We start from the raw sequence: 11,801 nt of genomic DNA on the forward strand, positions 1-11,801 counted from the left end.
CAAAATAAACAGAAATGGAAGCTAAAAAATAGTCAGACAAATCTCTCTGGCCAGGGGCTACCTATGTTCCGAACTTCCATTTCGCGTCTGCTGATCACGCTGCAAGCCGTCATCCTGTCTGGTCTGGTGGTTGCCATGGGCGCATTCGCCGTCAATGCATGGCAGGACTACCGCGCCGCGACAGCCTCGCAGATCGCAGTGGATACGGACTCCGCTGTGTTTCAGGCTGTGAAAGCGGTGCGCTTTCAGATCAGCCCGATTCAAACCGGCATTCAGACCGCTGATGATCCCAAGCCCAAGATCGACGAAGTGATCGCCAAGGCCGATACGGCTTTGGCGGCCGCAATTGCCCAGGTCCAAATGATGGATCTTGCCGGCAAGGAAGCGATGCTTGCCGATGTTGATGCCAAGGTGAAGGCGATGAAGGCCCTGGAGGCCACGCTCTATGCGTTGGCGCCTTTGCCAATCGACGTGCGTAAGACGAAGGAAACGCTCGAAAAGACCATGGATTGGCGTGCTGCCGTCTACGACACTCAGGATTCTCTCAATGCTATGTCGGTGGTAATGGGCAACATCGTTCGCCTGCAGGACCCGTTCCTGGCCGAAATGGTTCAGGTTCGCCGGCTTGGCTGGATGCTGCGCAACACCTATGGCCCGCAATGCACTCTGTTGCGCACGCAGGTTCTGGAAAATGCACCGTTGCCGCCCAAAAAGGTCGCGGATTGGAATAACGGCATCGGTCTCTATAACGGCGCCTTTCTGGTGTTGGACGAGTTGCTGGCGAGCCCCAGCACGCTACCGGAAATCAAGAGTGTGGTAGAAACCGCGCGCGCGCAAATTACCGACACCCAGGCCAAATTGAACGATATCGTCGCCAAATTCGATGGCAGCGGCCAACCGGCGATGGAAGGCAAGGCTTTCAGCGATCTCTGCAACGGCCCTTTCGACGCCACCTACGCTATTTCCGACGTCGCTTTCGAACAGGCCAAAGCGCATGTCGCAGCCCTGCGCACCCAGGCGACCACTATGCTCGCCGTTGCCGTTGGCGGCCTCCTGATTGCCATCGCTGTAGCGATTGTCGGTGTCCTTGCTGTCCTCAACCGCTTCGCAAAGCCGATTCAGACTCTGATGGTGGCTGTCGGCAAGCTCACCGACCGCAATTTTGTCGAACCTGTTCCAGCACCCAAGCAGCCTGACGAATTGGGCAAGCTGTCGACGGCACTCGAAAGCCTGCGCATCAGTGCCCTTGAGGCCGAGCGTCTGGAAGCCGAAGCGAAAGAACGTTCGGCGGTAGAACTCGAAAAAGCGCGGGAACTGCAGGAGCTTTGTCGCCAGTTCGACAATCAGGTCAAACAGTCCCTGGTGACGATCGGTCAGGCCACGGATTCGTTGCGCAGCACCGCCGACACGATGCGCGACACGGCGACCAATTCCAGTACCCAGGCGCAGACCGTCGCCAACGCCGCCAACCAGGCGGCCGGCAACGTACAGACCGTCGCAGCCGCGACCGAGGAGCTATCGGCTTCCATCGCCGAAATCTCGCAACGCGTCACCACAAGTGCCGATGGTTCGAAGGCGGCGGTGCTGAAGGCGGAGGAGACGAACCGCACCTTCGATGCGCTGGCGAAGTCCGCCCAGCGCATCGGCGATGTGCTGGGGCTGATCAGCGAGATTGCGGCGCAGACCAACCTGCTGGCCCTCAATGCCACCATCGAGGCGGCGCGCGCCGGCGATGCCGGCAAAGGCTTCGCCGTGGTGGCTTCCGAGGTCAAGAACCTCGCCGGTCAAACCTCCAAGGCGACGCAGGAGATTTCCGAACTGGTGACCGAGATCCAAACGACCACCAATCAAGCGGTGATGGCGATCCGTGACATCACAGTCTCGATCAACGCGATCAGCGAGGGCGCCACCGCCATCGCAGCCGCGGTCGAAGAGCAGGGAGCGGCCACGGGCGAAATCGCCAGCAGCGTCCAGCAGGCGGCGCAGGGCACCCAGGAAGTGACCCACACCATCGCCGTGGTGGCTGAATCGAGCCAACGTACCGGCTCGGCCGCAACCGATGTGACCAATTCGCTGGAGGGCATGTTGCGCGAACAGGCCAATCTGCGCCAGGCGGTCGAAGCCTTCCTCACCCGCGTCCAGGCGCGCTAGCGAGCGCGTCGCAGTCGCGACCCTCATCCCTCCTTTTGTAGGGATTTCCTTTCCCAGGCGGCCGGGGTGCTATCGCATCCCGGCCGCAACTGTTTTGCCGCGCCGCGGCAAAGTCTTGTAACGGTGCTTGGTTCTGTCGATAATCCAGACTGAACGGGGCGCCCGGTCAGATCGGGTGTTTGAAAAATAAGCGAATTTCCGGGGTCTGGGAGGCCCGAAGCGTATGAGTGATCCTCAGGTTTTCGATGTTCCGCCGCCCGCTGCCAAGCGCGCCCTCATCAATGCTGCGCAATATGAGGAGATGTACCGGAAGTCTGTTACCGACAACGCCGGCTTCTGGGGCGAGCAGGGCCGCCGAATCGACTGGATAAAGCCTTATACCCAAGTAAAGGACGTCGACTATACCGGCGATGTCCGCATCCGCTGGTACTATGACGGCACGCTCAACGTCACGGCCAATTGCATCGACCGGCACCTGCCCAAGCGCGCCAAGCAGACAGCTATCATCTGGGAGGGCGACGACCCGTCGGAGTCAAAGCATATCACTTATGGTGAACTCGCCGAGCATGTAGGGCGCATGAGCAATGTGCTGAAGGCCAAGGGCGTCAAAAAGGGCGACCGCGTCACTATCTACATGCCGATGATTCCGGAAGCGGCCTATGCCATGCTGGCCTGTGCCCGTATCGGCGCCGTCCATTCGATCGTCTTTGGCGGCTTCTCGCCGGACAGCCTTGCCGGACGCATCGTTGATTGCGATTCCCGCGTCATCATCACGGCGGATGAAGGCCTCCGCGGTGGCAGGTCCGTCCCCTTGAAGGCAAATGTCGATGCGGCCCTCAAGCAGTGCCCTGACGTCACCAGTTGTATCGTGGTGAAGCGCACCGGCGGCGGCATCGAAATGAAGCCCGGGCGCGATGTCTGGTATCACGAGGAAGCGGCCAAAGTGTCCCCGGAATGCAAGCCGGAGGAGATGAATGCCGAGGACCCGCTCTTCATCCTCTATACCTCTGGCTCGACCGGCAAGCCCAAGGGTGTGCTCCACACGACCGGCGGCTATCTGGTCTATGCATCCTTCACCCATCAATATGTCTTCGACTATCACGAAGGCGATATCTACTGGTGCACGGCGGATGTGGGCTGGGTCACCGGGCACAGCTACATCGTCTACGGGCCGCTGGCCAACGGTGCCACGACCCTGATGTTCGAAGGTGTTCCGAACTATCCGGATTCCTCACGTTTCTGGCAGGTCTGCGACAAGCATAAGGTCAACATCTTCTATACCGCGCCCACTGCCATCCGCGCCCTTATGCGCGACGGCGAGGAGCCGGTGCAGAAGTGCAAACTGGATTCCCTGCGTCTGCTGGGTTCCGTCGGCGAACCGATTAACCCCGAGGCCTGGCTGTGGTACCACCGGGTCGTCGGCAAGCATCATTGCCCGATCGTCGACACTTGGTGGCAGACGGAAACCGGTGGCATCCTCATTTCGCCGCTGCCGGGGGCGACCAAGCTGAAACCGGGCTCCGCCACGCGGCCGTTGCCCGGCATCATGCCGGAGATCGTCGACGCCAATGGCAATGTCCTGGAGGGCGCCTGCGAAGGCAATCTCTGTATCAGCGATTCCTGGCCTGGGCAGATGCGCACGGTCTATGGTGATCACAAGCGCTTCGCCGAGACCTATTTCAGTGCCTATAAGGGCAAATATTTCACCGGTGACGGCTGCCGCCGCGACGAAGATGGCTATTACTGGATCACCGGCCGCGTTGACGACGTCATCAACGTTTCAGGACACCGCATGGGCACGGCGGAAGTGGAAAGTGCCTTGGTGGCGCATCCCAAGGTCGCCGAAGCCGCGGTGGTCGGTTATCCGCACGACATCAAGGGCCAGGGCATCTACGCCTATGTCACCTTGAAGACCGGCATCACGCCGACCGAGGAATTGCGCAAGGAACTGGTTCTGTGGGTCAGGAAGGAGATTGGTCCGATCGCTGCCCCCGATCTCATTCAATGGGCGCCGGGTCTTCCTAAGACCCGCTCCGGCAAGATCATGCGCCGCATCCTGCGCAAGATCGCCGAGAACGAATATGGCAGCCTCGGCGACACCTCGACCCTGGCCGACCCCGCTGTGGTGACGGACCTCGTCGACAACCGCATGAACAAATAGGCGACTTGGCTGTCTATCAGTTTGCGTCATGCCCGGCCTCGTGCCGGGCATGTTGCTTTTGTGCCGTTTCAGCCGACCAGGTGTTGGAACGCCTTCACGACCTGCTCATAGAGCGGGCGCTTGAAGCCGACGATGAAGTCCGGCGTTTTCTTGAGATCGGCCCAGCGCCATTCGCTGAACTCAGGATGCTCGCCGTTGATGTCAATCTCGCCGTCATTGCCGGTGAAGCGGAAGGCGAACCACTTCTGCTTCTGGCCGCGATAACGGCCTTTCCAGATATTGGGCACCAGTTCGCGCGGCAGGTCGTAGCGCAGCCAGTCTGGGGTTTCCTCAAGCAGCACGGCCGATTTGACACCCGTCTCTTCAAATAGCTCGCGCCAAGCGGCGGCCAGGGGTTCTTCCCCCTTGTCGATGCCGCCTTGCGGCATCTGCCAGGCCGGTACGGGGCTGTCGATGCGCTGTGCCACGAAGACCTCGTCCTTGCCGTTCAGCAGCACGATGCCGACGCCGCGGCGATAGGGCAGGAGGTCGATTTCGGCATCCGAGAGCGTCGTCATCGTCATCTATTCCTTGCTCAGAAAGGCGCTGGCGGGCACCAGGGCCAGACCGCGATCCTTGGCCGCTGCGGCAAGACTCGTCAAGCCGGCGATCGCCAGCGGATAGGATGGCACGACGGCCAGGGCCTGCCCCTGAGATTTGGTCTGACGCAGCAATGTCTCGATCTCGGCCGTGAGTGCCTGGCGCGACGCGTCCTGCGAGAAGGCGAGATCGGCGCCGGCGCGGAGCGGCGCGTCGGCCAATCCTTTGGCTGCCGCTTCGAGACCGCCGCTTTGGATCGTGGCGACGAAGCCGAGGCCGCGCTGGCCGAGTTCCGAGAGAATGGGGCGCAGCGCGCTGCTGTCGGCAAGGAAGCGATCGCCGAATTGCGTGGCGACGCCAGTGATGCCGCCGGCATCGGTGAGCAATTGGTCGAGCCGGCGCAAATTCTCATCCTTGTTGAGGGCGGTGAGAAGACCCAGCGGTCCTGGATCGTCCTGCGGGTAGTTCCTGGGCTCCAGCGGCAGATCAAGCATCACTTCATGGCCATAGGCATGGGCGGCATCGATCCAGGCAACCAATTCCGGCGCATAGGGGCTGAAGCTGAGCGTGATCTCCGGCGGCAGGTCGGCGATGGCGGCGGCGGTGACACCCTGATTGAGGCCGAGCCCCACCACCAGGACACCGAGGCGCGGCTTGGCGCCGAGGAAGAGGGCGGCTCTTGCGAAACGCAATACAGGTGGCTGGTCGAACTCGCCCGGCTGCAGGCGCAAGGTACGCGGCGGCGGCCGCTTTTCCAGCAGTTCCTGCGGCCCCATGGCAGTGAGAACGAGCGGCTTGACCGGCAGGGATGCTGCCGGTGCATTGTCGAGCGCTGCCATCGGCTGCAGGTCGGGACCTTGGCCATTGGTTGCCGGCGGCGCCGGCGTTCGGCCAAGGTCGATGAGTTGGCCGCCTTGAGCCAGCAGGTCGCCGAGCCGGCCCGTGGCCTGCAGATAGAGGCCGGCACCGGCGACGATGAGCAGCAGCAAAACCAGAAAGATGAAGCCCGGGCCGCCGACCCAGCTGCCGCGCCCGCTGCTGACCGGATGCAGCGCGGCGCGGTGGAAGGGATCGTCGTTCCCGGGCAGTTTGTCGTCGCGCATTGGGCGCGCGGTCGGCCTCAGTTGGCGGCCGACTTGCCTTGGATCAAGCTGAGGCCCCGCAACAGGTCGATGGCACGGGCCAGCTGGAAGTCATCGTCCGGCCGGGCGATCTGCTCGCGCTCGGAGCCGACGAAGGGCACGGCCTCTTCCTTCTTCTGCGCATCGGTCTTCGGCGTGGCAGCGGCGTCCTGCTCGGCATTGGGTTCGGTTTTGGGGGCCGCCTCGCCTTCGCCATTGCCGGGATTGGCCAGCGCACCTTTGAGATCGGCCTCATGCGGCCGCTTTTCGGCGCCGAGCTTCTCGACCTTGGCCTGTTCGACCATGATGTCGGGATCGATGCCGGTGGCCTGGATCGACCGGCCGGACGGTGTGTAATAGCGCGCAGTGGTCAGGCGCATGGCGCCGTGGCCCGGGATCGCCATGATCGACTGCACCGAACCCTTGCCGAAGGATTTGGTACCGATCAGCACGGCGCGGGCATGATCCTGCAGCGCGCCGGCAACGATTTCAGACGCCGAGGCCGAACCGCCATTGATGAGCACGATAATCGGCTTGCCGCCGATGATATCGCCGCCCTCGGCGTTCCAGCGCTGCGCGTCATTGGGGTCGCGGCCGCGGGTCGAAACGATCTCGCCCTTTTCCAGGAAGTCATCGGACACCGCGATCGCCTGGTCGAGCAGGCCGCCCGGGTTGTTGCGCATGTCGAGCACCAAGCCGGCAAGCTCGCCTTTGGTCGCCTTCTTCAGTTCGTCGACGGCAGCGCGCAGGCCATTGTCCGTCTTCTCGCTGAAGGAGGTGATGCGCACATAGCCGATATTGCCCTCCTCAAGTTCCCAGCGCACCGATTTAAGCTCGATCACGGCACGCTTCAGGGTCACCTCGAACGGATCCTGGTCGCCGCGCAGCACGGTCAGCGTGACACTGCTGCCGATCTCGCCGCGCATCTTCTCGACCGCCTCGTTGAGCGTCAGGCCCTGAACCGGCTGGCCGTCGATCTGGGCAATGAGGTCGCCGGGCTGCATCCCGGCCTTCGCCGCCGGTGTGTCGTCCATCGGCGTCACCACCTTGATGAGGCCATCCTGCATGGTCACTTCGATGCCGAGACCACCGAACTCGCCTTTGGTCTGCACCTGCATGTCCTGGTATTCCTTGGCATTCATATAGCTTGAATGCGGATCCAGAGAGGTCAGCATGCCGTTGATGGCGGCCTCGACGAGCTGGTCGTCCTTGGTCGGCTCCACATAGGCCGCGCGCACGCGCTCGAACACCTCGCCGAACAGGTTGAGCTGTTCATAGGTGTTGACCGGCGGCGCGTCGGTCGTGGCGCTCGATTCAGCCTGGACCAGGGCCGGCGAGAAGGCGAGCGTGCCGATGACCATGCCGGCGGCAAGCGCGGTGGCGACGAGGAGCGATTGGCGGAACATGTGATTAAATGACCTTCAGTTGCTGTTGCTGGTATTGAAAATCGGCGCCGGATCGAATGGCTGGCCGTTATGGCGCAGTTCTACGTAAAGCCGAGGCCGCCCATCTCCCAAGTTGCTGCCGGATCCGCCGCCGGCCGAATCATCGGCCGGCTGTATCGATTCCAGTTTTCCGGCTGCGCCCATACGACCAATCGGTTCGCCGGCTTTCAGCCACTGGCCGACTTCGACCACCACCCGGTCGAGGCCCGCCAAAATCGTATGATACCCACCCGTATGCTCGATGATCAATATTTGGCCATAGCCGCGGAACGGGCCTTCGAACACAATCTGGCCATCAAATGTGGCCACAATTTGGGCGCCGGGCCGGGTTTCGATCTCGGCCCCCTTCATGGTGCCGGCCGTTTCGGTCTTGGAACCGAACTTCGTCACCATTTTGCCGTTCACCGGGGCTGTCAGCTTGCTGATATTCTTGGGAAAAGTACGCAAATCCGCCGGTTTTTTGAGCCGTGCCGCCTTCTGCGGCGCATCCGGTTCCAGGGCTGCCACCTGGGTATCCTCGTCGGCCGATTCCTCTGCCGCCGTCGGATTCTCCGCTTCAGTCTGTTCCAGCCGTGAAATCAGATCCTGGAGGTTCTTGGCCTGGTCGGCGAGGCGCTGCAGGCGCTGTTTCGTGGCTTCGGTTTCAGCCAGAGTCGACTGCCGCAGGCCCGATTTCTTGGCGACCAGGTCGGAGAGGTGCCGGTTGTCGCCGGCCAGTTTGGCAAGTGCTGCGGTAAGGTCGTCGCGCCGCCGCGCCATTTCCTGGCGCAGTTCCTTGATTTCGTTGAGTTCGCTCTGCAGGGTGCGGGCCCGCGCGTCGAGGACCGGCGTCGTCATGCTGAGGAGGCGTGCCGAGCGCGCCATGTCGATCGGCTTTTCGGGGCCGAACAGCAATGCCTGGCGCGGCAGGGCGGAAAGACGCTGCAGGGCAACGAGGGTCGCTGCCAGTTCCTTGCGTCCGCGCCGCAGGGCAATTTCCTTCTCATGCTCGGATTCGCTCAGCGTCGCCAACGTGTTCTCGATCTCGGTCACTTCGCGCTCGCGCCGTTGGACGTCGGCTGCCGCCGAGATAAGCGCTGTCTGCAGATCGGCCACCTCGCGGTCGAGCGCTGCCGCTTCCTTGGCGAGTTCGTCGGCCTTCTTCTGGTTGGATTGCAGCTCCTGCTGCACGTTTTCGAGATCGCTGGCCGTTTGCGCAAAGGCAGCCGGCACGACACCTGCCGCCGACAGCAGCAAAGCGACGCCGGCGCAGCCGATGACCCTCACCCCGATTGCCCTGGACCAGGTCACGCAGAAGCTATACCCGCATTGCGCATCTCGCCCGATGCTGCGTCCGCCACCAGCGATTGGCCGGTCATCTCCTTGGGTTGTGTGATGCCGAGCAGGGCCAGGATCGTCGGCGCCACGTCCGCAAGGCGGCCATCATTGAGCTTGTGCGCCCAGGCCGGAGCGTTCACCAGAATGAAGGGAACGCGATTGAGCGTATGCGCTGTATGCGGCTCGCCGGTGATGGGATCCTTCATCATTTCGCAATTACCGTGATCGGCGGTGATGAGCAGCGCGCCACCTTGCTCGACAATGGCGTCGCGCACGCGGCCGAGGCAGAAATCGATCACCTCAACCGCCTTGATCGCGGCAGCGAGGTTGCCGCTATGGCCGACCATGTCCCCATTGGCGTAGTTGACGACAATGAGATCGAATTTGTCGGATTTGATCGCTTCAACCAGCCGGTCGGTCAGTTCATAGGCTGACATTTCCGGCATCAGGTCATAGGTGGCGACCTTGGGGCTCGGCACCAGGATCCGCTCTTCGCCGGGGAAAAGACTCTCTTCGCCACCGTTGAAGAAAAAGGTGACGTGAGCGTATTTCTCGGTTTCCGCCATGCGCAGCTGCTTCATGCCGTGGTCGGCGACGATCTCGCCCAGGGTGCGCGTCAGTTCCACGGGCGGAAACAGGCAGGGCATCAGCTTGGCGAGCTCGGATGAATATTCGACCATGCCGAGGATGGCGGCAAAGCTCGTAACCTTCTTGCGCTGGAAATCCTTGAAGGCAGGGTCGATCAGCGTGGTCAGCAACTGGCGCGCACGGTCGGCGCGGAAATTGGCCATCAGTATGCCGTCGCCGTTGCGGAAACCCGGGAAATTGCCAATGAGCGTCGGCTTGATGAACTCGTCGGTCTCGCCGCGGGCATAGCCTTCGTCGATCGCGGCCTGTGCCGTTGCGACGCGCGGCGCCTCGCCGTGAAATGCGTCATAGGCCAGGGTCACGCGTTCCCAGCGCTTGTCGCGGTCCATGGCATAATATCGTCCGCCCAGCGTGCCGAAGCGGACATTGGGCAGGTTGGCGATCCTGGCCTCGAATTCGGCGACGAATCCTTTGGCGCTTTGTGGTGGCGTGTCGCGCCCGTCGAGGAAGCCGTGCACCACGACGCCAAGCCCGGCAGCCGAGAGAATCTTGGCCAGTGCCACCATATGGTCCTGGTGCGAATGCACGCCGCCCGGTGACAGCAGTCCCATCAACTGAACGTCGCCTTTGCTTGCGCGCATCTTGGCGACGAACTTTTCAAGTTCCGGCATCTTGCCGATGGTGCCGTCGGCGATGGCCCGGTCGATGCGCGGCAGATCCTGCATGACCACGCGGCCGGCACCGAGATTCATGTGCCCGACCTCGGAATTACCCATCTGCCCTTCGGGCAGGCCCACATACAACTCCGACGCGTCGACCAGGCTCCACGGGTTTTCGGCCGTGATGCGGTTCCAGTTCGGTGTCTCCGCCAGCAGGACGGCATTGTCGTCATGCTCATGCCGGTGGCCCCATCCATCCAGAATGCACAGGACGACAGGTTTCGGGCGCGGCTGGGTCATCGGTTTCAGGCTCGGTTCGGCGGTGGATTTCATGTGCCAGATGTACCCTGAACCGCCGCCTTGCGCCAGCCCGTTTGCACATTGCAACGGGTGGATGACAGCATTATTCCCCAATTATTTCAGTCGATTGCGACTAGTCGCGGTGGTAGGGGTGACCGGCGATAATGGTCTGGGCGCGGTAGATCTGTTCCATCAGCAGAACGCGGACCAGCATATGCGGCCAGGTCATTGTGCCGAAGGAAAGCAGCAGCCCCGCCCGCTCGCGGATCATCGGGGCAAGGCCATCGGCGCCGCCGATGACGAAGACCAATTCGCTATAGCCCTGATTGCCCAGCGCCGTGATGCGCTTGGCGAAATCGCGGCTGCTGAGGTTCTGTCCGCGTTCGTCGAGTGCTATCACCACCCGTTTACTGCTGGCCTTGGCGGCGAGCGCCTTGTCGATTAAATCCGCCTCGGCAGCCATCAGCTCTGCGCCGGCGATCCCCTTCTTCGCCTCCAGCTCGACAATGTCGCAGGGCCAGGTCAGGCGCTTCTTATAGGTCTCGACCAGCGATTTCTCCGGTCCGGCCTTGGCGCGTCCCAGGGCGATGATGCGTATCTTCATGCGTTTGTCGGCTTTCCGCCTCGTGGTGCAACATGGTGAAACGGCGTTATAGTGCGCTTGCCCGTTGGCAAGCTCAATGACCAGACGGATCCTGGGTCGACATGCACGTTTTCCGGCTTCTGCCTTGCCTCCTTTGCACGCTGCTGCTGGCCGCCTGCGCTGGCGCGCCACCGCTGCGGGACGTTGCCCCGGTGGGCGTCGTGCGTGCGAACATCCTGCGGCTCGCGGAACAGGAATGGCGGGCCTTTGGCGGTCAGATCATCCGCCGCGCACCGGACCATCATGAGATCATCGACCCTGTCGGCATCTGGGAGGATGAGCGCAAAGGCTCGGCCCTTGTCGCAAAATACTGGCGCAGCGTCGGCACGCAATGGACCGGTTATGATGGCGACAAGCCTTGGTCCGCCGCGTTCATTTCCTGGGTGATGGCCGCGGCCGGCGTGCCGGCCGATGAAATGCCGGCAACCGCTACCCATGCCGGCTATCTCCGCGCCGCGATCGCCGAACAGGGCAAGTGGCGGCCACATCCGCCGCAGGACTATGCGCCGCGCCCTGGCGATCTGATTTGCGCGACGCGGGCCGGGCAGCAGATCGAACGGTACGACCAGGTCCCGGCCGGTGCCACGCTCCATTGCGACATCGTGGTGCGCACCATGCCGGGGTTGCTGGATTCGATCGGCGGCAATGTGCGGAACTCGGTATCGAAATCCGAACGCCGGCTCGGACCCGATGGACGTCTGGCCAGCAACGAAGACCGGCCCTGGTTCCTGGTGCTGGAAAACCTGTATCCTTGAGCGGTCGTACAAGCTGCCTTGCACATTGTTTGAAAATCGCCGATGCCGATCCGGCGTAAGCTCCGCGCCGCACCTTCCAGGG

The 11,801-nt window shown here is 62.4% G+C and carries 9 protein-coding genes; 3 read left to right on the top strand and 6 right to left on the bottom strand.

Annotated elements, in window-relative coordinates; translation table 11 throughout:
• Window positions 1–63: 63 nt before the first annotated feature.
• Entirely contained in the window at window positions 64–2,151 is a 2,088-nt protein-coding gene (locus ACE3OA_RS01840; protein WP_374307212.1) for a methyl-accepting chemotaxis protein, read from the top strand.
• Window positions 2,152–2,374: 223 nt separating this feature from the next.
• Entirely contained in the window at window positions 2,375–4,312 is a 1,938-nt protein-coding gene (gene acs / locus ACE3OA_RS01845; RefSeq protein WP_374307215.1) for an acetate--CoA ligase, read from the top strand.
• 68 nt (window positions 4,313–4,380) lie between these two features.
• Here the strand turns inward: acs and ACE3OA_RS01850 are convergent, their stop codons facing one another.
• The 6 genes from ACE3OA_RS01850 to rlmH all read right to left on the bottom strand — a co-directional run bounded on the left by ACE3OA_RS01850 (window position 4,381) and on the right by rlmH (window position 10,925).
• The gene (locus ACE3OA_RS01850; RefSeq protein ID WP_374307217.1) at window positions 4,381–4,869 is read right to left on the bottom strand and encodes an RNA pyrophosphohydrolase; all 489 of its coding nucleotides are present in this window, start codon (window positions 4,867–4,869) and stop codon (window positions 4,381–4,383) included.
• Window positions 4,870–4,875: 6 nt separating this feature from the next.
• The gene (locus ACE3OA_RS01855) at window positions 4,876–5,994 is read right to left on the bottom strand and encodes a divergent polysaccharide deacetylase family protein (RefSeq protein ID WP_374307219.1); all 1,119 of its coding nucleotides are present in this window, start codon (window positions 5,992–5,994) and stop codon (window positions 4,876–4,878) included.
• Between the two features lie 17 nt (window positions 5,995–6,011).
• Window positions 6,012–7,418 carry a S41 family peptidase gene (locus ACE3OA_RS01860; protein WP_374307221.1) on the bottom strand — a complete coding sequence of 469 codons (1,407 nt, stop codon included), beginning with the start codon at window positions 7,416–7,418 and terminating at the stop codon, window positions 6,012–6,014.
• 15 nt (window positions 7,419–7,433) lie between these two features.
• Window positions 7,434–8,723, bottom strand: a complete 1,290-nt coding sequence (locus ACE3OA_RS01865) for a murein hydrolase activator EnvC (RefSeq protein ID WP_374307223.1) — start codon at window positions 8,721–8,723, stop codon at window positions 7,434–7,436.
• A gap of 20 nt (window positions 8,724–8,743) precedes the next feature.
• Window positions 8,744–10,354, bottom strand: coding sequence for a 2,3-bisphosphoglycerate-independent phosphoglycerate mutase (gpmI, locus tag ACE3OA_RS01870; RefSeq protein WP_374307226.1), 1,611 nt, complete (start codon window positions 10,352–10,354; stop codon window positions 8,744–8,746).
• A gap of 100 nt (window positions 10,355–10,454) precedes the next feature.
• A complete protein-coding gene (gene rlmH / locus ACE3OA_RS01875; RefSeq protein ID WP_374307228.1) occupies window positions 10,455–10,925 on the bottom strand; it encodes a 23S rRNA (pseudouridine(1915)-N(3))-methyltransferase RlmH in 471 nt (156 codons plus the stop codon).
• 101 nt (window positions 10,926–11,026) lie between these two features.
• On the opposite strand from rlmH, the gene ACE3OA_RS01880 reads away from it, so the two are divergent.
• Complete coding sequence (locus tag ACE3OA_RS01880; RefSeq protein WP_374307231.1) at window positions 11,027–11,719, top strand: DUF2272 domain-containing protein; 693 nt, start codon at window positions 11,027–11,029, stop codon at window positions 11,717–11,719.
• Window positions 11,720–11,801 lie beyond the last annotated feature (82 nt).

It is taken from the genome of Dongia sp. (assembly GCF_041906375.1).
Lineage (GTDB): Bacteria > Pseudomonadota > Alphaproteobacteria > Dongiales > Dongiaceae > Dongia.

Coding starts and splice junctions, on each gene's coding strand:
- ACE3OA_RS01840 (WP_374307212.1), top strand. CDS start 64: ATGTTCCGAACTTCCATTTCGCGTCTGCTGATCACGCTGCAAGCCGTC.
- acs (WP_374307215.1), top strand. CDS start 2,375: ATGAGTGATCCTCAGGTTTTCGATGTTCCGCCGCCCGCTGCCAAGCGC.
- ACE3OA_RS01850 (WP_374307217.1), bottom strand. CDS start 4,869: ATGACGACGCTCTCGGATGCCGAAATCGACCTCCTGCCCTATCGCCGC.
- ACE3OA_RS01855 (WP_374307219.1), bottom strand. CDS start 5,994: ATGCGCGACGACAAACTGCCCGGGAACGACGATCCCTTCCACCGCGCC.
- ACE3OA_RS01860 (WP_374307221.1), bottom strand. CDS start 7,418: ATGTTCCGCCAATCGCTCCTCGTCGCCACCGCGCTTGCCGCCGGCATG.
- gpmI (WP_374307226.1), bottom strand. CDS start 10,354: ATGAAATCCACCGCCGAACCGAGCCTGAAACCGATGACCCAGCCGCGC.
- rlmH (WP_374307228.1), bottom strand. CDS start 10,925: ATGAAGATACGCATCATCGCCCTGGGACGCGCCAAGGCCGGACCGGAG.
- ACE3OA_RS01880 (WP_374307231.1), top strand. CDS start 11,027: ATGCACGTTTTCCGGCTTCTGCCTTGCCTCCTTTGCACGCTGCTGCTG.